This is a genomic window from Marinomonas sp. ATLA20 (assembly GCF_057180105.1).
In genome coordinates this window covers 790,276-815,547 of record NZ_JBXUKU010000001.1, presented here as the reverse complement: position 1 = coordinate 815,547, position 25,272 = coordinate 790,276, and the positions used below count along the sequence as shown (strand labels likewise).

Below are 25,272 nucleotides of genomic sequence, written 5' to 3'. Positions count from 1 at the left end.
GTCCATCAGGTTTTTTTTTATTTCAACTCAATATTGGTTGGCCAATGCTTCAACTCAGAAAAATAATTCATTCATGTCTTTTCGTATTTTTTGTTTTTGCTTTATCAGGTTGCACTAAGAATTTTCAGAGCGCGATGGACTCAGTCCAAGTGGCTAGAGATATTAGTAAGGGCCCCAATATTACTAGCGAATACATAACCTCTTTACCTTATGCTAGCACTCTAGTTCGTATAAATGACTCCCCCCCCATTCTTCTAATATTATCTTTTGTAAATGAAAACCCTTTATCTGGAGACAAGCAGCTGACTTGGCTATCAGCTGACAAAGGCACCATCATTACTGAAAATGGTCGCATTACCCATACAACAGGATTTATCACTAATAACTTAGAAACATTATTCGCTAAGGCAAATTCATTAGCATTACCTAATACATCAAGTTCCTGGCAAGCTATTTACGATTGGTCACCAGGCTATCGATATAATTTCTCAGCACAGGTCAATAGCAAATATATCGGTATGGAAACACTAACAACTGACTTATGGACACAATCTACTAAACATATTAAAGAAAATGTAATATTTACTGATTTAGATAGTGCTTTCACAAATCATTTTTGGATTGCTCCTGAAACGAAAGCTACCAAAGCCTTTGTCGTAAAAAGCATTCAATATTTAGGACCAAAAATGGATAGGGTTGAAATGCTTATGATTAAACCATTTATTGAGCAGCAGCCAGATAATACAGACAATGTTAACACCAAGGATACGGGGTTATGACTTTATCACGGACAATAAAATCACTTTGCAGTGTATGTTGCTACTGCCTGCTAGCTTGTTTGATCTCTATAAATGCCTATGCGCAAATCGCAATCGAGCTTAAACAAAACACAAGCACTCTATTGTATGAACAGCCCATACGCTATTCTCAAGTACTCAAAAACGCCTACGAGCAACTCAATTACTCACCCTATATATTAGGCACGGCTCTCATCGATTTAAGCAAACAATCCACTATTGATGCCAAAAAACAGAACATACTTAACGCGCTCAGCGATATAAATACACCTTCATCAAAACGAATAGCAGTACAGCTAAATGCGATGAAGTTTGCCTTCAGGGAGACTGTTGAAGCAGACCCAAGTAAAGTGAAAGTGAACCAAAGCCTAGATCCGATGATAAAAAGAAACTATTTACTGTCCCTTCCTAAACGCCCAGATCATATTATGATTATTTCACCTTTCATGGAGGAGACCGTTAAGGCTAAGTTAAAGGAAAACAGCGACTTAAATAGTTACCTTGCAAATTTACCCAATGAACACAACATCGATGCAGTATGGATCATTCAAGCCAACCAAGATGTTTACCAAGCTACTGATATCCAATGGAAAGACAAACCTTACTTCCTAAGCCCTGGCGCTATCGTTTTCACTGGCTTGACCAACCTTCCTGATAGATACCGAGATTTAAATGCCAATATTGCTCAATTTCTTGCTTTTCATGTGGACCTATAATGTCATTTAAGTATTTTTCTAACGCCTACCTACTTATTTGCTCTCAGCTTTTTCTAATCAGCTATGCGTCTGCTGAAGACGTAAGTTACTTTGCTGCACCATTTCAAGGACCACAACTTAAACCCTCTCTGAGTAATCGCGGCGGCACCGGTTTAATGCAAAACCCTTCTGGCAGAATGGGCGAAGAAGGCGCTTTTAGTTTCGGCTATAACGATAGTAATGAATATAAATTTTATACTTTGTCACTACAATTAATGCCCTGGCTAGAAACCACCATTCGTTATACCCAAGTGGATGATGTGCTATACAGCAACTATGAAAGCTTTAGTGGCAAGACAAAATTAGCCGACAAAGGCATCGACACAAAACTACGCTTATGGCAGGAAAGCCATTGGCTACCGGAAGTTTCGGCGGGGTTAAGCGACATTGGCGGTACAGGCTTATTCGATGGCGAATTTATCGCAGCAACTAAGCGCTTCTCAACCGACCACTACGGCCAGTTTGATGTCACCCTCGGATTGGGTTGGGGGTATTTTGGTGAGCGCGGTAATATTAGCAATCCTCTCTGTTCGGCGTCAGACCGCTTCTGCAACCGAATAAATGGCTATTCAGGTAATGGCGGTTCTGTAGATTATGACCGCTGGTTTACTGGCCCAGCCTCATTATTTGGCGGCATAGAATACCAAACACCCTTTAAGCCTCTGCGCTTAAAACTTGAATACGATGGCAACAACTACAGCAACGACTACCCAGTTATTAAAGGCGGTGTCGACATGACCCCAAAAACACCCTGGAACTTTGGTGCTGTTTACGGTGTAAGCGACGGTTTCGATGTGCGCTTAAGTTATGAACGTGGCACAACCATGACACTTGGCTTTACCCTTTCAACCAATTTCGGCACCATCAAATCCCCTTGGGTAGACGATCCAATCCCTGAACAAGGAATGAATCAACCAACCACTTTAGATGGGGTGAATTGGAAAAAATTAGACAGCGAATTAAATAGAATAGCGGGCTACCAAACTGAAAAAATCTATCAGGAAGGTGACACTATTACTATTCGCTCCAAACTTAACAGCAAGTACCGTGATCGTGATATCGCCACTGAGCGAGCCGCCGCCGTTTTAGCAAACCGACTACCTAATAACATACCATCTTATAAAATCACTGAAGTGTCACAAAGCATTCCAGTTAAAACGACAAAAATATCTGCCCAAAAATACAAAGATATCGCTAATGTCGAGTATTTTAACCCCTCAATTAAAGACGCTATTATCAATCTACCTGCGGCAGAAGAAGAGGCAGACGCAGATCCTCTATATGACAATTTTGAGCCACTAAACTATGGATTTACGCCACACTTAACTCAATCCATTGGCAGCCCCGAAGCCTTTTATTTATTCAGTTTAAGTATGGATGGCGGCGCCTCTTACTGGCTGACTAAGCATTTACAATTATCCAGTTCAGTCTCCCTAAATTTAGTCGATAACTACGATAAAATGAAATTCACGGTTACTCCAGATGGCACATCAAATTATCGGGTACGCACACTCATCCGCGCCTATATTCGCGATAACGACGCTAATGTTAATAACCTACAGCTCACTTGGTTCCAACAATATGGTCAGAACTGGTATCAGCAAATTTATGGTGGTTATCTAGAAACCATGTTTGCTGGTTTTGGAACAGAGGTTTTGTATCGTCGCCCAAATTCAAACTGGGCGATTGGGGCCGATATCAATGCTATTGCACAACGTGACCCGAACTCCTTATTCGGTATCTTTGCCGACGACAATGACTACGAGAAAAGCTCAAGCACTCGGTTTGGGAGTGACGCTAAAGTATTAGCAAGAGGCACGACAGGGCATTTATCGCTTTATTACCAGCCAGAATGGTCTTTCCTAGAAAGCACCCAATTTCAGCTAGATATTGGTAAGTTCCTAGCAACCGATGTGGGCGTTAGATTTGATTTTTCTAAACAGTATAAAAGCGGCGTCATTGTTGGTGCCTATGCTAGTAAAACTAATATGTCAACAGAGGACTTTGGGGAAGGTAGCTTCACCAAAGGCTTCTATTTATCAATACCATTTGACACGATTTCTTTAAAACCTACCAACAGCCGTGGCAATTTTGCATGGCAACCCATTACCCGTGATGGCGGTCAAATGCTAGGGAAGCGTAACAGCTTATTTGGTATTACCGATATGGTGTCGCCTTGGTATCAACGACCCAACCAAAATTAATCACATAAAAAAGCCTTAGATATTTCATCTAAGGCTTTTTTATTAGGCTACTAAGTTAAGTACGTTAAGACAGTTAGAACCGAAAAATTCTAAAATATTTTATGCAACTATTCTACCGTAACGGATTTAGCTAGGTTTCTCGGTTGATCCACATCGGTGCCTTTCACAACAGCAACATGGTAAGACAATAACTGCAGCGGAATGGTATGCACAATTGGCTCTAGGATGCCGTCTACTTTTGGCACTTCGGTGAAGGTGATATTCTCTTCGTTGTGCAGGTCTGTGTCTTTGTCAGCAAAGACATACAGTTCGCCACCGCGGGCGGCGACTTCTTGTAGGTTTGACTTAAGTTTGTCCAACATGTCGTTATGTGGAACCAAGGCTATAATCGGCATATCTTCATCAACCAATGCTAATGGGCCGTGTTTCAACTCGCCTGCTGGGTACGCTTCCGCATGAATATAAGAAATCTCTTTCAGCTTCAACGAGCCTTCTAGAGCAATTGGGAACATGGTGCCACGCCCCAAAAATAGCGCATTGGTTTTATTAGCAAATCGATCCGCTACTTTCTTAATGTGCGCATCTGCCAATAAGGCATCATTTACGTAGGCAGGCAAAGAACGCATGGCTTGAACCAATTCTTTTTCTTTTTCTGCTGACAAGCCGTTTTCGACAGCGATGGCCACACTGGTAATCAATAGTGCAGTCAACTGAGTAGTAAAGGCTTTGGTGGATGCCACGCCAATTTCTGGGCCAGCATTGGTTAACAAAGTAAGCGCCGACTCACGCACCAAGGTACTAGATGGCACATTACAAATAGCAAGAGTCGTTAAATAGCCCAGTTCTTTTGCCATACGTAGCGCAGCTAATGTGTCAGCCGTTTCACCCGATTGTGACAGGGTCAAAAACAAGGTTTTCTTTGGTACTGCTACTTTGCGATAGCGATATTCGCTGGCTACTTCAACAGTACATGGTAAGCCAGCTAAATCTTCGATCCAGTATTTTGCTACCATGCCAGCATGATAGCTGGTACCACACGCAACGATGTGTACGTTTTCGATTTCTTTTAAGAAAGCAGAATCCGCACCAAAGCAGCTAGTCAGTACCTTGCTTTCACTGATACGACCTTCTAGGCAAGCACTGATCACTTTAGGCTGCTCGTAGATTTCTTTCATCATGTAATGACGAAATTCGCCTTTATCTGTTGCATCAATATTGTGGTTAAACACGCTAATAGGACGATCTTGCAGCTCACCTTTTGCATCATAGATAGACACTTGGTCGCGGCTAACTTCTGCTATATCGCCTTCTTCTAAAAAGATAAATTGGTCAGTTACATGCAATAGTGCAAGCTGGTCGGAGGCAATAAAGTTTTCTTCGATGCCAACACCAATTACCAGTGGGCTACCTTTACGAGCGGCAATAAAACGCTCGTTGTCGTCTTTTTGCACAACACCAATGGCAAACGCACCATGGAGTTTGCTTAACGTCGCTTGCACTGCTTTCAGTAAATCTGGCTGTGTTTTCAACGCATCATGAATAAGGTGAACAATAACTTCGGTGTCTGTTTCAGATTTGAACTCATACCCTTTGGCTTTTAATTCGCTACGTAATGGCCCGTGGTTTTCAATAATGCCGTTATGAACTAACGCTAAATCATCACCAGAAAAATGCGGGTGAGCATTGGCTTCTGTAGGCTTACCATGAGTCGCCCAACGAGTATGAGCAATCCCCATTTTTCCATCTAGCGGTTCTGCTTCAAATTTGTCTTTCAGTGCTTGAACTTTGCCTACAGCGCGGTGTGAAAATACGCCTTCTTGGTTGTTAATCGCAATACCGGAAGAATCATAACCACGGTATTCAAGGCGGCTTAGTCCTTCAATTAAAATTTTTGATACGTTACGGCGTGCAATGGCGCCAACTATTCCGCACATGAGAGAGTCCTTTTTTTGGGTCTTAAAAAGGGGTCAGATCCCTTAAAATTCTATGATAAAAAATGTTACTACGAATATTCTTTTTAAGGGATCTGACCCCTTTTCTATTTCTGGCTTTATTTTTTAACGGGCCTAGGCCAATTGTCTTTGTTGGTTTGTCGCGCTCTGGCGAAAGCCAATTGCTTCTCGCCCACTTGCTTAGTGATGGTCGAACCCGCTGCAATGGTCGCACCTTCCGCTACTTGCACTGGCGCAACTAATGAGGTGTTTGAACCGATAAAGACGTTATCCGCTACTTGCGTCTGATGTTTATTCACACCATCGTAATTACAAGTAATGGTGCCTGCACCAACGTTCACGTTGGCACCCATTTCTGTATCGCCAATGTAGCTTAAATGGTTGACCTTGCTGCCTTCACCAATGATGGCTTTTTTGGTTTCAACAAAGTTGCCGATCTTGGCTTTATTAGCAAGCTGAGTACCTGGACGTAATCGAGCAAAGGGACCGATGTCGCAATGTTCGCCAACCTTGCTGTCTTCAATGAGGGTATTGCTTTTAATGATAGTGTTATCGCCAATGGTGCAGTTTTTAAGATGGCAATTTGGCCCGACTTCCACGCCAGCACCCAGTATCACTTTGCCTTCAAAGATACAGTTCACATCGATCACGACGTCGTTGCTGGTTGTCAATTCTCCGCGCACATCAATGCGGGATGGATCTAGCAACGTAGCGCCATTTTGCATAAGGCTAATGGCTTGCTGGTTTTGCAGCTCACGCTCCAATGCAGCAAGTTGAATTCGATCATTAACGCCAGCCACTTCGGCTTCATTTTCAGGATTCACCGTAACGATATCCACACCATCACGTGCCGCCATAGCAATCACATCGGTCAGGTAATATTCACCTTGAGCGTTGTTGTTCGTTAGCGATGCAAGCCAACCTTGGAGATGATTATTTGGCGCGAGAAGAATGCCAGTGTTCACTTCCTTAATAGCAAGTTGGCTGTCTGTGGCGTCTTTTTGCTCCACAATCGCCGTCACTTTGCCTTGATCATTGCGTACAATACGTCCGTATCCTGTTGGATTATCAAGAGAGATTGTTAACAAAACCAAAGTATTAGAATCAGACAGCGTCGTCATTTTTTGCAATGTACTGGCACGGATTAGCGGAACATCGCCGTAAAGGGTTAATGTCGCACCATCTGCTTGGAGAAAAGGCGCAACGCGACGTAGTGCATCGCCAGTGCCTTGCGGATCATTTTGCCAAACAATATTGGCCGAAAAATCCTGACAATTTGCCTCGACTTGTTCGCCTTGGTGGCCAACAATTAAATGTAGTTTTGATTCAGGTAGTGTACTTGCTGTTGTGAGTACTCGTTTTACCATGGCGATGCCGCCAACTTTGTGCAATACCTTGGAAAAGGCTGATTTCATTCGACTGCCCTTTCCGGCAGCAAGAATTACGATATCCTGAGTCATGAGCATCCTTGAATTGGTGTCTTTTAATAATGAATATTACTTATTCGAGCTATTAGACCTTTTTGCCCAAACCGTCACAACCCAAATTGTCACAAAAAAAATGACAATTTTTATAAAAAATCATAAACCAATGATTTTCAAAGCATCTCGAAAAACTTAGCTCAAAGATTGTCAGAAAGTAATTACTCTGATGCTGATGCGTTACATTACAGCATCAGCAGTATAAAATAGCCGCAAAAATTAATGAAAACCATTATCGAATGAATTACACACCACTATAGTAAAGGATTAGCATGAGCCAAATCAGCGAACCAACACAACTTGATGAGCTTTATAATGAGGCGCATCCTTTAGCCTTGAAAAAAGAGATTGATGGATTAGAACAGCATTCCATCACCTTCATAGAACACTGTCCTTTTATTATCATGTCGACAACGGATGAGAATGGCTTTGCAGATGTGTCGCCTCGTGGCGGCGATGCAGGGTTTGTTAAAGTACTGGATTCAAATACCATCGCCTTTGCCGACACGGCGGGTAATAATCGCTTAGACAGTTTGAGAAATATTGTAGAAAGGCCAGAAGTTGGCCTGCTTTTCATGATTCCGGGGATCGGCGAAGTTGTCCGCCTAAAAGGTCACGCCAGCTTACATACCGATAACGAGACGCTGGCGTTATTTTCCGAAAATACTAAACTGCCAAAACTTGTGGTCAAAATAAGCGTACATAAACTGCTGTTTCATTGCCCCAAAGCCATTGCCATTGCAAAGCTTTGGAGCGAAGAAAATAAAGTAGAGCGTTCTTTCTTACCTTCCCTGCTGAGTATTATTCAAGATCAGGTTCAGGAATAAAGCTGGGCTTGATTAAGGCGCTGGCGAAATGGCAGAACGTCTTGGACACGCATTGCATTCAGCCTGAAGGAGTTCTACTAATAGACGCGTCGCTGGGCCGGTTCGCTCACCTTTGCCAAAGATGGCATACATGTGAAAGTTGCGTTCGCTTCCAGAAACCAGTTTTAGTCTTTTGAGCTTACTACTTTGTAAAGCGTATTCTAAATCGGCCTTGGGCAACCACGCGAAACCAATGCCGCTTGTCACGATTTCCAGTGCGGATTGCACGCTTGATACCGTCCAGCGTCGATCTGTACCCAGCCAACCCGCATCGACAGAGGTTTCCGATGCGGAGTCTCGGATGACAATCTGCAACTCGCGGCTCAGGCGTTCGTTATTAATTGGGTCTGCTTCTTGGTGCAAGGGATGGCTCGTCGCGGCGACGGCGATCATTTCCACTTCTACAATGGGATCGGCCAAATAACCTTTTGGAACAATAGAGCTAAGCACTAGGTCTGGGCTGCCTTTTCGCAGCGCTTCTTCGCCTCCGCTTAATACGGCTTCTTTTAGCTGGACTTGTGTGCCTTGACTCTGTGGCTCGAAAGCTTGCAAGGCGCGTAGCAAAGCGGGCGTTGGAAAGGCTTGATCGACGACTAGCTCTAATTCAGGCTCCCAACCTTGCCCAAGTGTGTGAGCCAGTTCTTCTAGGTCTACCGCTTCTTTTAATAAATGCCGTGAACGACGCAGCAAGACTTCACCACGCTCTGTTAGCTTGGCTTTTCGCCCCTCTATAATTAATAGCGGATAACCTAGCTGCTCTTGAAGCTTTGCGACTGTATAGCTGACAGAAGATTGGCTTTTATGCAGCGCTTCTGCCGCTTGCGCAAAACCGCCTTTATCGACAACAGATTGCAGCACTCGCCATTGTTCTAGGGTTACTCTTGGGGCTTTCACAGTCGCTCTCTTGTATTTCGTATATGAAAGATTAATGTATCGTATTTTTCGATCAATATCTCCAAAAAATGTCGCTTTTTAATCGAATAATTTGGTTATAAGATAGCTTCATTATCAAGTGACGAGCCGTCTTGGCTCACTTAAGATTACCGAGGAGAAATTATTAAAATGGCTACTTTATTACGTATTGACTCTAGCGCTTCTGGCGAAAACTCTAAATCACGTCAACTAGCAAACGAGTTTGTTGAAAAATGGTTGGCAAAAAATCCTGAAGGCCAAGTGGTTGCTCGTGATGTAACAGCGAACCCACTACCTCACTTTACTGGCGAAACATTGGGTGCTTTGTTCACTCCAGAAGAAGATCGTTCTGCTGAGCAACAAGCTATTGCTGCGATTGGCGATGAGCTAATTGCTGAATTGGAAGCGGCTGACCTAGTAATTGTTTCTGCACCTATGTACAACTTCGGCATCCCTTCTACATTGAAGTCTTACTTTGACTATGTTGCTCGTGCTGGCCGTACATTTAAATACACTGAAACTGGCCCTGTTGGTCTTGTAAACAAAGATGCTTACATCTTTGCTGCGAGCGGTAGCTTCTTAGCGGGCGCGCCAGTTGATCACCAAGTACCACACATTCAAACATTCCTAGGCTTCATTGGTCTAAATGTGAAAGAGACTTTCATTGCTGGTGGTCAAGCAATGGGCGAGCCAGGTGAAGAAGCGTTCAACACAGCAAAATCACAAATCGCCGTAGCTGTTTAATACTAACTTTTATCCCCTTTAAGTTATTGTTATTGGTTATGCCTAAAAACCGATTAGAGTTTTCTAATCGGTTTTTTTTGCCTAGATTTACATCATGACGCCAAAGATACTTATAAGCCCTTGTTGGATCACGGTCGTACCTCCCTCATCCAACCTACAAAAACATCATAAATTTGACACCCCGTAGGTCTTATGAGACGAGGCACGAGGCATGATCTGACGGTATTGGATCACGGTCGTACCTCCCTCATCCAACCTACAAAAACATCATAAATTCGACACCCCATAGGTCAGATAAGACGAGGCACGAGGCGTGATCTGACGGTGTTGGATCACGGTCGTACCTCCCTCATCCAACCTACAAAAACATCATAAATCCGACACCCCGTTGGTCAGATAAGACGAGGCTGACGGTGTTGGATCACGGTCGTACCTCCCTCATCCAACCTACAAAAACATCATAAATCCGACACCCCATAGGTCAGATAAGACGAGGCACGAGTCGTGATCTGACGGTGTTGGATCACGGTCGTACCTTCCTCATCCAATCTACGAAAACATCATAAATTCGACACCCCATAGGTCAGATAAAACGAGGCACGAGGCGTGATCTGACGGTGTTGGATCACAGTCGTACCTTCCTCATCCAACCTACAAAAACATCATAAATTCGACACCCCGTTGGTCAGATAAGACGAGGCACGAGGCGTGATCTGACGGTGTTGGATCACAGTCGTACCTCCCTCATCCAACCTACAAAAACATCATAAATTCGACACCCCGTAGGTCTTATAAGGTGAAGAACAAGCAAAAGTGTCTCTACTTTCTTTCAAAGCCCATTCACTTTCAGGGCAATGCGCTTACGTTGTACGTCCACTTCCAACACGGTGACCTTGACTACTTGTCCTACTCGCACTAGATCTCTTGGGTCTTTGACAAATCGGTCGGCCAATTGCGAGATATGAATCAATCCGTCTTGATGCACTCCTAAGTCTACAAAGGCGCCAAATGCTGCCACGTTGGTCACAACGCCTTCTAACTCCATGCCTTCGTGTACGTCTTCCAGCTTTTGCACGCTGTGATCAAAAGACGCATAACGAAACTCGGGTCTTGGGTCTCGGCCTGGCTTAGCAAGTTCATTAAGTATGTCTGTATAAGTAAAATCGCCAGCCTGAGCAAAGCTTGGTGCCGACAACTTTAACTGCTGCAAAGCGCCGCTGTTATTAAGCAATTCATGGGCTTTTAGCTTTAGTTGTGCGGCCATTTTCTGAACCAATGGATAGGATTCAGGGTGCACGCCAGACTGGTCTAAGGCTTCTTTGCCATTGAGTATTCTTAAAAAGCCAGCGCACTGCTCGAAGCATTTATCGCCGATGCCTTTTATCTTTAATAGCTCACTTCTGGATTCGATTCGCCCTTTTTGCTGACGATAATCCACGATATTTTGCGCTAATCGATTGGTTAGCCCAGAAACATAAGACAGTAAGGATACCGAGGCGAGATTAATATCCACCCCAACGCGGTTTACGCAATCTTCCACCACGTTTGCCAGTGACTTAGACAATAAGGTTGCTTTAACGTCATGCTGGTACTGACCAACGCCAATCGCTTGAGGGTCAATTTTCACTAATTCAGCAAGGGGATCTTGAAAGCGACGAGCAATAGACACAGCGCCTCGAATAGTGACATCTAAATCTGGAAATTCTTGTATTGCGATGGGTGACGCCGAATAGACAGACGCCCCCGCTTCGCTGACCACCACGGCTCGGCACTCTAAGTTCGATTCGCTAATAAGCGCCCTGACTAGCGCTTCTGTTTCTCGTGATGCCGTTCCATTACCAATCGCCACCCAACCAATGCTGTGCTTGTGTATTAACTTAGAAAGTACTGCACTGGCTTCTTGTGTGCGATTTTGAGGGCCATGAGGATAAATAACACCGTGTTCCAGTAAAGAGCCCTGTTCGTCAATAACGGCCAACTTAACGCCGTTACGAAAGCCTGGATCAACGCCCAATACTCTATAAGCGCCAGCCGGTGCAGCCATTAATAAGTCTTGCAAATTATCAGCAAAAACCTGAATAGCGCCTTCTTCTGCCCGCTCTTTCAATTGAGAAAGAACATCTGTTTCTAGTTTAGGTAGAAGTTTATTTTCCCAGGCATGATTTAAATACTTACGCTGCAAAGGCGTTACTCGATGGGATTCTGGCAAGCTTGCATCAAGCAATGAATTAAGGTGGGGAAGAATTAATGTATCTGGATAATTTTGCTCATTTTTTAAGGAAACACTTAATTTTAATATCGACTCTTTTTTTCCTCTGAAGAGCGCAAGCAAACGATGGGAAGGCACTTTAATTATCGCTTCTTGATAATCAAAATAATCTCTAAATTTTTCACCTTGCTCCTTTTTACCTCGCAGCACCCTGCTGGTTAAAAGACCGTCTTTGAGCAATATTGCACGACCCTTTTTTAGAACCTCGCTGTCATTAGCAATTGCTTCATTCAATATTTCGGTTGCCCCTTCTAAGGCAGACTCTGCCGACAGGACAATATTATGCTGTTTACACCAAGCGTCGATTGCGGACAAGGTATCAGAGCGCTGGCCGGACCATATTAACGCAGCCAGAGGCTGAAGCCCCTGCTCTCTAGCCTCATCCGCTTTTGTCTTACGGGTTTTCTTAAAGGGCGAGTATAAATCCTCCAATTCATTTTTAGAGACAGCGCTTTGTATTTTTTTTCTTATGGTGTCTGAGACATTTGTATCGTCTGCTAATAACGTAAGGATGCTTTCTTTACGTTTTTTTAATTCGACTAAGTATTGCCATCTATCGTAAAAAGACCGCAAATCCATATCGCTCATGCCGCCTGTATTTTCTTTTCTATACCGCGCAATGAATGGAACGGTTGCGCCTTCTTCGAATAATTGAATAATATTGTTGCTGTATTTTTTTAATATAGAAAACTCTATGCTTAAGTTATCTGATATAGAATTCATTTATTACCCTATTGTTTACACTTTTCTAACGGATTAAACACATTATTTTATTAGCATGTTAGGTTGTTTTTTATTAAAATCCACACACAAACTTGAAATAGTATAAAATTACATCACAATGTACTGATATCAATTCAATGTTTTTTTTACGGTACGAATTAATATTCAATTTGCAACATGAGATAAAACACGTTTTTCGTCTGATTAAGATTTACTATCAGATTTAAAAACACTTTATCTTTTCCGATCTTATGGAAGTTTCGAATTTATGAATTTTAACACATACCGCTGGCCATAAAAGATGGATCTCTTTTTCAGTGCAGGACCAACCAGTTCTTAACAGACAACCAGTTCTTAACAGATAATTAGGGGACACCAATGAGTTTATTACTAGAATTAGCAGGCAACAAAGCCAAAGCACGTGCAGCAGCAAAAGAGCTAAACGTTGCGCAACTTGAAAACCTAATTGCAGGCTTCAACAACGCGCTTGAAAAAGCGAAAGAAGAAGAAGCCGTTCGTGAAGCTGAACAGGCTCAAAAGTCTGCTCGCGCTGAAGAAATCGCAAACCTAATCGCGAAAAGCGGCTTAACAATGGAAGAAGTAGCATTGCTAACGACTCCAAAAGCAGGCGCAACCAAAGGCAAAACGGTTGAACCTAAATACCGCCTAACAGTAGCTGGCGAAACTCACGAATGGACTGGCCGTGGCCGCACTCCAAAAGTATTCCAAGAATACTTTGATGCTGGCAACAGCCGTGAAAGTGTAGAAATCAAATAATTATTTGTTTCTACCTTTATTTAAATATCCTTATTTAAATAGTAAAAAAGCGACTCATTAAGTCGCTTTTTTTATTGGCTAAACGCACTGTATCGTTTAACGGCTTTTCTTAGTATAAATCAAATCCCAAACACCATGACCTAAACGTTCACCACGTTGCTCAAATTTGGTCAATGGACGCGATTCAGGACGAGGGTGGTACTCACCTTTACCTGCTGCGTTTTCATAGCCTTCTTGGACTTCCATTACTTCCATCATATGCTCGGCATAAGGCTGCCAATCTGTGGCCATATGAAAGTGTCCACCGTCTTTTAATACATTCGCTACCTGCTGAGCAAACAACGGCTGAACAATACGACGTTTATTGTGCTTTTTCTTGTGCCAAGGATCTGGGAAAAACAACTGAAAGGTACTGGCGGTATGCTGCGGCAAACAGTTTGCCATCACTTCAATAGCATCGTCACAGTACACACGTAAATTAGTGACGCCTTCTTCTTTTGCCAACATCATCAGCTTAGCAACACCTGGTGGGTGCACTTCGATACCGATAAAATCTTTCTCTGGCGCGTTTTTCGCCATTTCAACAAGCGAAGCCCCCATGCCAAAGCCAACTTCAAGCACCACATCTGATTCGCGACCAAATACTGTTGCGTAGTCAATTCGACCATCAGCAAGATCTAAACCGTATACGGCCCAGTTCGCATCGTAATTCTTTTGTTGGCCTTCCGTCATGCGACCACCACGTACAACAAAGCTGCGAATGGTGCGTTTCTTGATAGGTTCTTGAGTATCGTTTTCTTGCTCTTGCATGATTAATATCGCTTCAGTGTGTTCTATTTTGATGAGCTTACACAGATCTAATACGTTCGTTTTAGATCAATCATTGGCCAATCGTGTCTTTTGGGTAAGACTAGCGGGGCGCTATCCTACCGAAAAAAGCATTTAATGTCCTGCTTTTTTCGGTTCGTTTATTAAAGCCTAGACTATATATTGCCTATGGCTTTTAACGACTTGAACGCCATAAATGCAGTATCAAAAGCCCCCAAGCAATGAGGTAGCACAACCCACCTAATGGCGTCACCGCACCTAATATGGTGTACCCCGTTAAAGCCATGACATACAAACTACCAGCAAACAAAACATTGCCAATAAAAAGCAGCCACAATATGACTTTCGTCGAAGGTATATATGCAGACAACGCAACCACCGCCAATCCGGCTAAAGCGTGATACATAAGGTATTGGCTTGCCGTATGCCACCAGCCTAACGCTTTCGGGTCTAACATATCAGTTAATGCGTGGGCACCAAATGCCCCTGCAGCAACCGATATAAAAGCTTGAGCAGCAAAAAAAGCCCCCCACTTTAATGGAAGATGAACGGATGCTTTGTTTGTTTGAACTTGTTTGGCCTGCTCTTGCTTAGTTTCGTTTTGCTTAGCAAGAAGTAAAGCAGACTCATCGTCGTGATAAGACATGAATTATTCCAATACGTTTAAATAACCATTACTACCAATGGCGTAATAACGATTACCTGTGCCAAAAGCCAACGCTAAAACACTAGCACCACTAGGTCGACTCTTTGGCGTAAAAATCTCCCACTCTTTTTGAACAGCGCCTGTACTGACTTGCACCAAGGTGACTCGGCTATTAACTTCACCAAGCAAAATAGATCGGTCATCTTTAGAAAAGACCGCTTGGCTGATGCTGGCGTTACGATACTGCAATGCGCCAGTGTCTATTTTAGTTAGCTCTTTACCCGTTGCCGTTGACCAGATTTTTGCGTTTCCTAATTGGGCGGCACCAAACGCATATTTACCGTCAGCAGATAACGCCACACTGCCAATGATATTACTTAGTGGCCACTGGTATCTCTTTTCGCCGGTCTGCATATCCCAGAGGATGACATTGGAAAAATCGTCTCCGGTAATGCCCAGCATTCCATCTGGTGTCACGTCGACTGCACGGACGGTCGCGCCAGTTCTGAGCGTTTGCTTAATACCGCCTCGTTTTATATCGAAGAAACGAGCTGTCTGGTCATTCAAACCAACCAGAGCATAATCGCCATTTTGGGTGAGTTTTAGAGATTGGATGTCACCAGGGGTTGTCCAGAAACCATCTGACTTTCCTGTTGATGTATTCCATAAGACGAGCGTTCGAGCACCACCCGTGGCCGCAAATTGGCCACTTGGATCAATATCAACGCCATACAGGGAAGTGTAATCGCCTTGGGCATGATTCCAGCTAAAACGACGCTCATTGACGGCGTTAACCCAGAAGCTGCCGCCATGTTGGATGGAACCAACCAATGACGTGGTGCCGTCATCACTTAGCACAGCAGAATAAAAACCCTGCGTAGCGTATTGAGCCGTTCGAACCGGCGCCTCTCCCGAGCAAGACAGTAAAGCGACCGAGCTGAAAGCGATTAAACTAAGCTCAAGCGCTTTTTTCACTGTGCGCTTCATGTAATTCCTTAATCAGCTGGTCTTCGTACTGAAAGCGCTCAGCCATCACAACGGCCAAAGCCTGCAGAGAAAAAGGCAACGCCTCAAGCTGGGCATTACAATGCTCTTTGGTGTCGTATTTGTCGTTAAACTCAATAGCGACCTCGGTAGTGCTATCAATTAGAGGCAACAACACACGCAAAAGATTCGCAGCACTGTCGTCATGAAACTCTTTTGCTTCTAACGCCAATTGTTCATAGACAGTAAAGTGTCCAGCAGAAACATAGTCGACCAGCAGCTCACAAAAGGTTTGGATTTTAGGAGTATCCGTCGGCGTTAAATCCCCACGCTCGCGCAAATAGATTCCTGTTTCCAATAGCTGTCGACGCTGTTCTAACCAACGGTCAATAATAATGTGCACTCCGCCCCATCGTTCTTGGGCTGTTTTACAACCTTCTAACATATAAAGACTCCATCAGGCGTTAATTATTAATAAACTTTGTCTCAAGCATATTCCGATACGTTACCCCCTGCAAGGTAATAGCCAGAGGGATTTGTAACCTTTTTAGAGTGTTTTATTGAACAACCCTATTCGATAATCCTTTGCCAAAACACTTGCAAAGCCCCTATTTAAAAAGAAGCTTTTTTGTTTGCTCGTAATGCAATCACAATATTAATGATGGCCATACCAACAAACGCAACCAGAGTCCAACCAGGAATACTAAGGCCCAAGAATGTCCAAACCACATCGCCACACTCGCCGGTGCCCATCACCATAGCTTGCATAATTTCTTGCCATGGAAAAACCTCAAACATGTAACTTAATCCTGGTAAGCACGCAGGAAGCTCGTCCATTGGCAAGCTTTGTAAATACAAATGACGAATTGCTAACGCGGCACCAGCGAAAGACAAAACAACCACGATCCAAGCAAACACTTTTCGAGCTTTTTCACTCCCCGTTAAAGCAGAAACCAACGACACCACACCAACACAGAAAAACACGATGCGTTGCAACATACATAACGGACAAGGCTCTAAGCCCATCTTATATTCCATATAAAATGCCACTGCCAAAAGAGCAAAAGCCGCAAACGCAACCAAACCATGAAAACGACGAGCAGATAAAAACGCGAACATATAAAAAGATTCCTAAACTTGCTAATGGGACATTTTTAATCGAATACTATTATTACGACAACAGAGAAACAGTAAAGTGCTAAATTACTGCTGACAGATAGCTTTAATGCCAGTTAGTATACTGACTATTGGAATGAAAACGAGAACCTAACATGTCATTGATGATATCCCTGCGCAACAAATCACGCTTATTTACCTTAGTATTACTCTGTGCGCTGACGAGTATAACAGGCCATGCTGAAGACGAAGCCGCCACAACAGCAGCTTATGTTGAATTAAAGCCTAATTTTGTCGTGAATCACCTTGGGAGCGACGGACAACTTAAATACATTAAAACCAGTATCAGTATTCGCACCGACACCAATTCTAAAGACTTAATCGAAGCCAATATGCCGTTGGTCAGAGACGCTATCGTAATGTTCCTTAGCTCTCGTACCACAGAACAAGTTACTGGCGCGATTGCCCGCGAAAAAACTCGTGAAGAAGCGGCAATTGCAGTAAACGACGCCCTGCAAAAAGAAACCAACCTATCGCCAGTTAAAGACATCTTATTTGCCAGCTTTGTCACCCAGTAAATGACATTGCGCTCGTACTAAAAAATACAGCCGACCAATAAAAATGCCCCTTGCTAAATCGTTAGCAAGGGGCATTTTTTTTTACAATCCGCTATTATTTAATAACCTAGAGTTCTTTAATCTCATCAGGATCAACATATCCCGCCAGCTTATCGGTTGCTTCATTATTGAAAAACTTATCCATCTGCTCCATTACATACTTGCGAGATTCTGGTTGCATCAAGTTCAGTTGTTTTTCATTAATCATCATGGTCTGAAGTTGCTGCCATTCTTGCCAAGCTTGCTTAGACACATTCTGTAGAATCTCTTGGCCTTTTGCCCCGGGCAATGGCGCACGATCTAAGGCTTCCATTTCTTTCTGGAATTTTTTACAAAAAACAGTATTCGACATAAGGGCCTCTCGCCATCATCAATGTATAGAGTGAATAATGGCGTTAACACAACAGAATTCAAGGCATTCTATAAATAAGATCAGAAACGCAATCGTCATAGGCTTCTCCCTCCTGCTAAGGGGAGGGGACAAATACACCCTGCTAAAGGGAGTCTGGGAGGGTAATCTCCCCTTGAAGATAATGAAGGGGAATAAATGAACTCTACTCCTCCCCCTGCTAAGGGGGAGGCTGGGAGGGTCATTCTTTAAAAGCTTCTAGCCAATCCAATAACAACAAACACCAAAATCAAGACAAAAATCGATGGGCGTTTATAGGTTAACCAGGCAAAACCTAACACTGCAATGGCGATGTCCATCCAATCAAGCAAGCTCGATATTCCGATAGGATAATATAACGCCGCCAGCAATATTCCGACCACGGCCGCATTTAGACTCGCGACCGCTGAGCGAAAGCGATCATAATAAGACAAGCGCTGCCACACAGCTTGTGCACTTAGCATCAACAATAGCCCTGACAAAAACACCGCTAAGGTAGCCACGCCTGCCCACAACAAAACATTGCCGCCGTCGGGAGTGACTGCTGCGCCTAAAAAGCTGGCCATGGTAAACATGGGCCCGGGGACCGCTTGAGCCGCGGCATAACCTAACAGTAAATTAGATTCATCAATAACCGCTGATGCAGGCTCTACAAAAGAATCAGGCGTCAATGCGAAAGTCGACAACATCGGCAGCACCACATGCCCACCACCGAAGACTAAAGCGCCCGCGCGGTAAAAATCGGCAAACAAACCACTCAATCCGCCACTTACCAGAAAGCTAGCAAAGAAAATTGCCATGGCAATCAAAAAGAAACACCAAGCAAAACGCACCTTAGGCAAAGCTTCTGAAGCAGTAGGAACCAGAGGCGGTCTTGCTAGAAAACCAAAACAGATGGCAACAAACAACACCATCAAATTAGCAAAACCGGAAGGAGACAACACAATAAATGCCGCGCTGAATACTGCCAGACAAGCCATTGTCTTGCTCTGACAAAAAGATCGCCACATACTGACACAAGCATCAGCCACTACGACTACCGCCAAAAGCTTTAAAGCATGAACGACGCCATCAAAAAACACATTCCCCTGCCAGTGATTGCCAAATTGCGCCAACAACACCATGATCACAAAAGACGGCAAGGTAAAAGCCACAAAGGCCGCTATCGCACCAAGTAAACCAGCGCGATGATAGCCCAAGGCAAAGCCAACCTGACTTGAACCTGGCCCAGGTACGATTTGACTCAGCGCCACCCATTGAGTGTATTGCGCCTCACTCGCCCATTTTTTTCGCTGAACAAAGGTCTGATTAAAATAACCGAGATGAGCGGCAGGCCCACCAAAGCTGGTAAAGCCTAACAAGAGGAAAGAGACAAAAACCTCTGCTACGCGTTTAAAGTATGAGAAGTTTTTGTCTGTCATAGTACGAAGATTCCGAATTAGTTAGTCAATTTGTTCCAAGATACTTCTGACAGGTGCAGGCAACCCTTGGGTCATGGCATCCTGTTGGCTGAACCATTGATATTTATCGCCATCCATTACCAATTTTGTATCGGCTATTTGAATTTGGCTAGGTGAAATATCCAGATGATAATGACTAAAAGTATGTCTAAAAGATGACAAGGGTGTGACAGCAGCAACTTGTGTCGCAAATCGTTGTTCAATATGAAGCACTACCGATTCATCTGGCGCGAGTTCAGGTAAACTCCACAATCCGCCCCAAATCCCTGTAGAAGGACGTTTTTCTAATAACCACTGCCCTTGCTGATTGGTTAACACCAGTAACTGAATGCTCTTTTCTGGCTTAGCGGCTTTTTTCGGTTTGCGGATAGGAAATTGTGTTGGATCTTGAGTAAGGCGCGCTTGGCAATCGCTTTGCAGCGGACAAATCAAGCATTGTGGTTTAGAACGAGTACAAAGCGTCGCTCCTAGATCCATCATGGCTTGCGTGTAATCACCACATCGCTCACTCGGCATATAATGCTCTGCTAACTCCCACATGGCATTTTCTGTTTTCTTCTCACCCGGCCAAGTGGGCACAGCATGAAAGCGCGCCAAAACACGCTTTACATTGCCATCTAAAATCGCTGCTTGTACACCACGTGCAATAGACAAAATGGCAGCGGCCGTTGAACGGCCGATTCCTGGCAACTCACACACACCTTCAACCGTTTGCGGGAATTCACTGTCAAATTCATCCACCAGCATTTTGGCCGCTTTATGCATGTTACGCGCCCGAGCGTAGTAGCCTAAGCCACTCCAGTGAGCGAGCACTTCATCTTGTTCAGCATCAGCCAAAGCCTCAACCGTTGGGAAAGACGCCATAAATTTATGGTAAAAAGGGATAACTGTGGTCACTTGCGTTTGCTGCAACATGATTTCAGAAATCCATACTCGATACGGTGTTTTATTCTCTTGCCAAGGCAAACTTTTACGCCCGTGCTCATCAAACCACGCTAAAACGCGGGGCGCAAAATTTTCAACTGGTTGCATTTATCTCTCACGTTTACGGCGTTTTAATCTATCTACTTTTCAATTAGGCAATAATTAAAACAAGTTCTTTAGTTTTTCTTTTAGCTTCTCTTTTGCTCTTTCTTCTTCCGCCTTGCGCTTTTCTTCAAGCTCGGCTTTCAAACGAGCTTTTTCTGCATCAATTTTGGCTTTTGCTTCTGTTTCTTTTTCTTTTAAACGAGCTTTTTCTGCATCCAATTTGAGATTCAGCTCATCTTTCGCCAAGTCAGCAAATAATTTTCCGAAGCCTTTTATATCTGGGCGACATAAGCCAGCAGGGTCGTCACTAAACTTGCCCTTACACACAATAGGAAACGCCAGCTGAGTGACTTTTTCATTGACGCGACAGGCTTTATCTAACGAGCTACCAGCAATCCCAACATTGGCTTGATAGTCTAAGGAAGAATCCGGTAGCGACACCACACCATCTCCCGTTACTTGAATGCCCGCAGAACTGATTTTTAAGCCTGGCGTTGAGACTCTGCCATTAACGATATGGGCGGGAAAACGCATGGTTTCAAAGGGTGTATCTGGGCCAAACTGTTGATCGTCAATTTTTTCCTTACGGGTTGCAGCAATCCCTTCACATACTGTTTTCGTTAGATTCGTTCCAACCAAGGCGCCCTTTTTAATATCGATTAATAAGTCACCCTGCAGTGAAGACATAAGATCATCGACGCTGTTGCCCTTGGCTTTAAGCTCTCCATTTAGATACGTTGCGCCTGCTATTTTGTCGAGTTCCATAAAATCCTCTAGCAAAGGCTGAATCTGCACGCCATCAATAACAGGGGAAATATTGAACACTGGTGTGATGCCTCGCACATCCAAGCTCGCTTTTGATGACACAGTTCCTTTATACAAAGATGCCCGCAGTGGCGAGACTTTGATTAATCCATTAGATTGAGTGGAATCCAACTCGATTTTATCCACTTTTAATTTTTTGGCAGTGAGGTTTTCAAACACCAGACCGACATGACCATTCAAAGTACGAATTGTGTCTATCGGAATCAAATTATTGGACTCTGTTTTAGCAGCCACCTTCACATCGGTTATTGCTGCTTCGCTTTTTTCAACAGGCGTGGGTAAATAGCGGTCTAAATCTAAGTTTTTACCTGCCACACTCACATCCCAGCGCAAGGGCGATAAATCCACCACTGCATTGGCTTCGATACTGGTATCGTCCATTACGATTGAAATCGGCTGAGCGGTAATGGAATCTAAGCTGCCTTCTAATGTGATATTGGCACGCGCTTTGGTCAGTGCAGTTTCATCCGACATATCTGGGAGTGGAAGTTTTAAACGTGTCATCAGGTAGCGTGGATTAAACTCTCCGACGGTTAACACTGCAGAGAACTGAGGATCGCTCAGCACTTGGTAAGCTTGAACTTTGGCATCGACGTTGACACCCAAAACACTTAATGCCAATCCTTCTGCCAAGACGTTCTCTTGCGGTAAATCAACATCCACATTGGCCGCACTGAGTTTTGCGCTAATTGGGCTGGCTGGTAATAAATCACTTTCAATATCAGCAGACAATACCAAAGAATCTAATGACAAAGATTCACGTTCTGGGAAAACCGCAAGATTCGCATTTAGAGTGGCTTTCGCCTTTACAGGTGATTGTCCCTGCAAATCACTCTGCGTCACGGCGATATCCATCGCCATTGGCCACGCTTTATCCCACTGAACATCATTTAGCTTGACGTTTAAGGTCGCATTTATCAGCTGCTTCGTTTGCTCATCACGGTATTGTACTTGCGCGTTTTCAATTCGTAATTCATCGAGCTGAATATCAGGCAATTTGATTTTTTCAGCACTGTCATTCGCGTTATTGGAATCGGTACTAGCATTTTTTGATGGTGACGCAGGGCTTGCCGCTGAAGAGTTGTCCGGTAAATCTAGCTGCCAATTACCTTGGCCTTGAGCGTTTTTATTTAAACTGGCTTTTAGGTTCACCAAGTTTACTTTATCCACCTGAATTTTTTGCTCAAGCAAAGGCAAAATAGCCAAACCAAACTCGGCGCGATCGAATTGTAAAATTTCGGGATCTGAGCCAATAGAAACACCTATATCTTCTAAACCAAGACCCAACCAAGGGAAAAACGACCAACTGATGTCACCGTCCAAACGTAAATTAACATTGGCTTTTTCTAGCGCAACGCTTTTTAGTTCGTCTTTAAAATCATTTGGATTCACAAACAACATGACGTACGCCAACAAAAGAGCAACAACGGCTAATAAACCAGCCACTAACAGTGAAAGTCGCTTTATCCAAACCATGACAAACTCCTTAATAAATTACTCTTACCAGCCTCCCTCTTAGCAGGGGGAGGAGTTAAGTTCGTTTTTTTGTTCCTTCTCCTCATCTTCAAGGGAAGGAATAAAATATCGCCATATCATAGCACTCGAAGTAAGCCTTTATCGACGCAATAGCGACAACTCATCAAAAAACACCCAGACAAACCATAGAAGCCAAAGAGTGCACGTTCTATAATGGGGAAATTATGTCATGCTCTTATTATACAAACACGTGACGACCATTCGTCACCATCACTGTGGAGAACTCAATCAATGTCCGATCGCATTGCCAGTGTCGAGCGTAATACGCTTGAAACTCAGATCAAGGTATCGATTAACTTAGACGGTACCGGTAAATTCAACTGCATCACAGGTGTTCCTTTTCTTGACCATATGCTTGAACAAGTAGCACGCCACGGCCTAATTGACCTAGACATCCATGCGGTTGGCGATCTTCACATTGATGCTCACCACACCGTTGAAGATTTGGGTATTACGCTAGGACAAGCGTTTGAAATTGCCGTTGGCGATAAAAAAGGCATCAAACGTTATGGTCACGCCTACGTTCCTCTAGATGAAGCCTTGTCTCGCGTAGTGATTGATTTCTCTGGCCGTCCAGGGTTAGAAATGCACGTGCCTTTTACTCGTGGCTCTGTCGGTGGTTTTGACGTAGATTTATTCTCAGAATTTTTCCACGGTTTTATCAACCACGCCAAAGTAACACTACACCTAGACAATCTGCGCGGTAAGAACACTCACCACCAAGCGGAAACTATTTTTAAAGCATTTGGCCGCGCATTACGCATGGCATTAGAAGCGGACGAACGCATGGCAGGGCAAATGCCTTCCACTAAAGGTTCTTTGTAAAGTTCTCTTGAAATGAGTAGTAAGAGTATGAGTGAGATGAAAAAATCTACCGTCGCAGTAATAGACTATGGCATGGGTAACCTTCACTCGGTTGCCAAAGCCCTTGAACACGTGGCGGATGAAAACACTTCTGTGATTGTCACCAGTGACCCTGCGGTGATTGATGCCGCAGATCGCGTGTTGCTACCTGGTGTTGGCGCGATTCGCGATTGTATTGGTGAAATGCACAATGCTGGACTGGTTCCTAGCATACGTAAAGCCATGGCAGAAAAACCTTTTCTTGCCATTTGTGTCGGTATTCAGTCGTTAATGTCTCACAGTGAAGAAAACGGCGGTGTTGATTGTTTAAATCACTTTCAGGGCAACGCTCTGTTCTTTGGTGAAAAACACACAGACCATGACGGCAGCAAACTTAAAGTACCGCACATGGGCTGGAATCAGGTGAAGCACACTATCAACCACCCTCTTTGGGCGGATATTGCAGACAACGCTCGCTTTTACTTTGTACACAGCTTCTATGTGGTGCCAGAAAACAAAAGCGAAGTCGCGGGTACCTGTGACTATGGTTTGGAATTCTGTGTGGCGCTCGCTCGCGACAATGTTTTTGCAGTGCAGTTTCACCCAGAAAAAAGCCACAAAGACGGCCTTCAGCTTTATAAGAACTTCCTTCATTGGGATGGCAAGCCATAAACGCATGCCTTATAAGTTTGTTTAGATAGAAGCATATTAGATTCTAGGAGCGCCATTTATGGGCTTAGCAAAACGTATTATTCCTTGCCTTGATGTGGACAATGGCCGCGTTGTAAAAGGCGTCCAGTTTGTTGATATTCGTGACGCAGGCGATCCTGTTGAAGTAGCAAAGCGCTACAACGAGCAAGGCGCGGATGAGATTACTTTTCTAGATATCACCGCCAGCTCAGACGATCGTGAGACAACCGTTCATATGGTCGAAGCCATTGCCAGCCAAGTATTCATTCCTTTGACTGTTGGTGGCGGTATTCGTACCTGTGAAGACATTCGTCGCATGCTAAACGCTGGCGCTGATAAAGTCGGCATTAATACCGCTGCGGTATTCAACCCAGAATTTGTCCGTGAAGCAGCACAGCGCTTCGGCTCCCAATGCATTGTTGTTGCTATCGATGCCAAAAAAGTCAGCGCTGAAGGTGAAACAGACAAATGGGAAATTTTCACCCATGGTGGCCGCAAACCGACAGGTTTGGATGCGGTTGAGTGGGCAAAGAAAATGGTCGAATACGGCGCGGGGGAAATTCTGCTAACCAGTATGGACCGAGACGGCACGAAAAATGGTTTCGACCTAGGTGTCACTCGCGCTATCAGTGAAGCTGTTCATGTTCCCGTTATCGCCTCTGGCGGTGTGGGTAATTTGGATCATTTGGTCGATGGCGTGATTGAAGGCAAAGCGGATGCGGTATTGGCCGCCAGTATTTTCCATTTTGCTGAATACAGCATTCACGAAGCCAAACAACGTATGATCGATGCTGGCATCGAAATGCGTCTGTAACCCACCCCTATAGCGA

The 25,272-nt window shown here is 44.0% G+C and carries 23 protein-coding genes; 10 read left to right on the top strand and 13 right to left on the bottom strand.

Annotation, left to right across the window (positions count from 1 at the left end; translation table 11 throughout):
- Positions 1-149 precede the first annotated feature (149 nt).
- From AC2A4J_RS03750 to AC2A4J_RS03740, 3 genes are read left to right on the top strand one after another with little or no spacing between them, the layout of a single operon-like run.
- Positions 150-779, top strand: coding sequence for a YjbF family lipoprotein (locus AC2A4J_RS03750; protein WP_484174968.1), 630 nt, complete (start codon positions 150-152; stop codon positions 777-779).
- Entirely contained in the window at positions 776-1,513 is a 738-nt protein-coding gene (locus tag AC2A4J_RS03745) for a capsule biosynthesis GfcC D2 domain-containing protein (protein WP_484174967.1), read from the top strand. Before AC2A4J_RS03750 ends, AC2A4J_RS03745 begins: the two co-directional genes overlap by 4 nt.
- Positions 1,513-3,756, top strand: coding sequence for a YjbH domain-containing protein (locus AC2A4J_RS03740; protein ID WP_484174966.1), 2,244 nt, complete (start codon positions 1,513-1,515; stop codon positions 3,754-3,756). Before AC2A4J_RS03745 ends, AC2A4J_RS03740 begins: the two co-directional genes overlap by 1 nt.
- Before the next feature lie 107 nt (positions 3,757-3,863).
- Here the strand turns inward: AC2A4J_RS03740 and glmS are convergent, their stop codons facing one another.
- Both glmS and glmU read right to left on the bottom strand, forming a co-directional pair.
- Positions 3,864-5,690 (bottom strand): glutamine--fructose-6-phosphate transaminase (isomerizing), encoded by a 1,827-nt coding sequence (glmS, locus tag AC2A4J_RS03735; protein WP_484174965.1) that lies wholly within the window; start codon positions 5,688-5,690, stop codon positions 3,864-3,866.
- A gap of 116 nt (positions 5,691-5,806) precedes the next feature.
- A complete protein-coding gene (glmU, locus tag AC2A4J_RS03730; RefSeq protein WP_484174964.1) occupies positions 5,807-7,168 on the bottom strand; it encodes a bifunctional UDP-N-acetylglucosamine diphosphorylase/glucosamine-1-phosphate N-acetyltransferase GlmU in 1,362 nt (453 codons plus the stop codon).
- Positions 7,169-7,461: 293 nt separating this feature from the next.
- Here glmU and AC2A4J_RS03725 point away from each other — a divergent pair, with 293 nt between their 5' ends.
- Positions 7,462-8,016 (top strand): MSMEG_1061 family FMN-dependent PPOX-type flavoprotein, encoded by a 555-nt coding sequence (locus AC2A4J_RS03725; protein ID WP_484174963.1) that lies wholly within the window; start codon positions 7,462-7,464, stop codon positions 8,014-8,016.
- A gap of 12 nt (positions 8,017-8,028) precedes the next feature.
- Here AC2A4J_RS03725 and AC2A4J_RS03720 read toward each other — a convergent pair whose 3' ends face one another.
- A complete protein-coding gene (locus tag AC2A4J_RS03720; protein ID WP_484174962.1) occupies positions 8,029-8,949 on the bottom strand; it encodes a LysR family transcriptional regulator in 921 nt (306 codons plus the stop codon).
- 168 nt (positions 8,950-9,117) lie between these two features.
- On the opposite strand from AC2A4J_RS03720, the gene AC2A4J_RS03715 reads away from it, so the two are divergent.
- Positions 9,118-9,711: an FMN-dependent NADH-azoreductase gene (locus tag AC2A4J_RS03715; protein ID WP_255827874.1), complete on the top strand. Its 594-nt coding sequence runs from the start codon at positions 9,118-9,120 to the stop codon at positions 9,709-9,711.
- A gap of 829 nt (positions 9,712-10,540) precedes the next feature.
- On the opposite strand, the gene AC2A4J_RS03710 is transcribed toward AC2A4J_RS03715, so the two are convergent.
- Positions 10,541-12,703: a Tex family protein gene (locus AC2A4J_RS03710; protein ID WP_484174961.1), complete on the bottom strand. Its 2,163-nt coding sequence runs from the start codon at positions 12,701-12,703 to the stop codon at positions 10,541-10,543.
- A 378-nt stretch (positions 12,704-13,081) separates the two neighbouring features.
- Here AC2A4J_RS03710 and AC2A4J_RS03705 point away from each other — a divergent pair, with 378 nt between their 5' ends.
- The gene (locus AC2A4J_RS03705; RefSeq protein WP_484174960.1) at positions 13,082-13,480 is read left to right on the top strand and encodes an H-NS histone family protein; all 399 of its coding nucleotides are present in this window, start codon (positions 13,082-13,084) and stop codon (positions 13,478-13,480) included.
- A 96-nt stretch (positions 13,481-13,576) separates the two neighbouring features.
- On the opposite strand, the gene trmB is transcribed toward AC2A4J_RS03705, so the two are convergent.
- The 5 genes from trmB to AC2A4J_RS03680 form a co-directional block, all read right to left on the bottom strand.
- Positions 13,577-14,290 carry a tRNA (guanosine(46)-N7)-methyltransferase TrmB gene (gene trmB / locus AC2A4J_RS03700; protein ID WP_484174959.1) on the bottom strand — a complete coding sequence of 238 codons (714 nt, stop codon included), beginning with the start codon at positions 14,288-14,290 and terminating at the stop codon, positions 13,577-13,579.
- A 193-nt stretch (positions 14,291-14,483) separates the two neighbouring features.
- Positions 14,484-14,954, bottom strand: coding sequence for a DUF423 domain-containing protein (locus tag AC2A4J_RS03695; protein WP_484174958.1), 471 nt, complete (start codon positions 14,952-14,954; stop codon positions 14,484-14,486).
- Between the two features lie 3 nt (positions 14,955-14,957).
- Positions 14,958-15,941: a WD40 repeat domain-containing protein gene (locus tag AC2A4J_RS03690; protein ID WP_484174957.1), complete on the bottom strand. Its 984-nt coding sequence runs from the start codon at positions 15,939-15,941 to the stop codon at positions 14,958-14,960.
- Entirely contained in the window at positions 15,913-16,383 is a 471-nt protein-coding gene (gene rsd / locus AC2A4J_RS03685) for a sigma D regulator (protein ID WP_484174956.1), read from the bottom strand. The genes AC2A4J_RS03690 and rsd overlap by 29 nt, the downstream gene beginning before the upstream one ends.
- Before the next feature lie 167 nt (positions 16,384-16,550).
- Positions 16,551-17,057 (bottom strand): disulfide bond formation protein B, encoded by a 507-nt coding sequence (locus AC2A4J_RS03680; RefSeq protein WP_484174955.1) that lies wholly within the window; start codon positions 17,055-17,057, stop codon positions 16,551-16,553.
- Positions 17,058-17,209: 152 nt separating this feature from the next.
- Here AC2A4J_RS03680 and AC2A4J_RS03675 point away from each other — a divergent pair, with 152 nt between their 5' ends.
- The gene (locus AC2A4J_RS03675; protein ID WP_484174954.1) at positions 17,210-17,632 is read left to right on the top strand and encodes a flagellar basal body-associated FliL family protein; all 423 of its coding nucleotides are present in this window, start codon (positions 17,210-17,212) and stop codon (positions 17,630-17,632) included.
- 106 nt (positions 17,633-17,738) lie between these two features.
- On the opposite strand, the gene AC2A4J_RS03670 is transcribed toward AC2A4J_RS03675, so the two are convergent.
- The 4 genes from AC2A4J_RS03670 to AC2A4J_RS03655 all read right to left on the bottom strand — a co-directional run bounded on the left by AC2A4J_RS03670 (position 17,739) and on the right by AC2A4J_RS03655 (position 22,849).
- Positions 17,739-18,023, bottom strand: a complete 285-nt coding sequence (locus tag AC2A4J_RS03670) for an oxidative damage protection protein (RefSeq protein WP_113916856.1) — start codon at positions 18,021-18,023, stop codon at positions 17,739-17,741.
- 245 nt (positions 18,024-18,268) lie between these two features.
- Positions 18,269-19,480, bottom strand: coding sequence for a chromate efflux transporter (chrA, locus tag AC2A4J_RS03665; RefSeq protein ID WP_484174953.1), 1,212 nt, complete (start codon positions 19,478-19,480; stop codon positions 18,269-18,271).
- 21 nt (positions 19,481-19,501) lie between these two features.
- On the bottom strand, positions 19,502-20,551 hold the full coding sequence (gene mutY, locus AC2A4J_RS03660; protein ID WP_484174952.1) for an A/G-specific adenine glycosylase: 1,050 nt from the start codon (positions 20,549-20,551) through the stop codon (positions 19,502-19,504).
- A 54-nt stretch (positions 20,552-20,605) separates the two neighbouring features.
- Positions 20,606-22,849, bottom strand: a complete 2,244-nt coding sequence (locus AC2A4J_RS03655) for an AsmA family protein (protein ID WP_484174951.1) — start codon at positions 22,847-22,849, stop codon at positions 20,606-20,608.
- 291 nt (positions 22,850-23,140) lie between these two features.
- On the opposite strand from AC2A4J_RS03655, the gene hisB reads away from it, so the two are divergent.
- The 3 genes from hisB to hisF are packed head-to-tail and all read left to right on the top strand — an operon-like array spanning position 23,141 to position 25,256.
- Positions 23,141-23,734 carry an imidazoleglycerol-phosphate dehydratase HisB gene (gene hisB, locus AC2A4J_RS03650; RefSeq protein ID WP_113917351.1) on the top strand — a complete coding sequence of 198 codons (594 nt, stop codon included), beginning with the start codon at positions 23,141-23,143 and terminating at the stop codon, positions 23,732-23,734.
- Positions 23,735-23,761: 27 nt separating this feature from the next.
- Positions 23,762-24,424 (top strand): imidazole glycerol phosphate synthase subunit HisH, encoded by a 663-nt coding sequence (gene hisH, locus AC2A4J_RS03645; RefSeq protein ID WP_484174950.1) that lies wholly within the window; start codon positions 23,762-23,764, stop codon positions 24,422-24,424.
- Between the two features lie 58 nt (positions 24,425-24,482).
- Positions 24,483-25,256, top strand: coding sequence for an imidazole glycerol phosphate synthase subunit HisF (gene hisF, locus AC2A4J_RS03640; RefSeq protein ID WP_255827859.1), 774 nt, complete (start codon positions 24,483-24,485; stop codon positions 25,254-25,256).
- Positions 25,257-25,272: the final 16 nt, after the last annotated feature.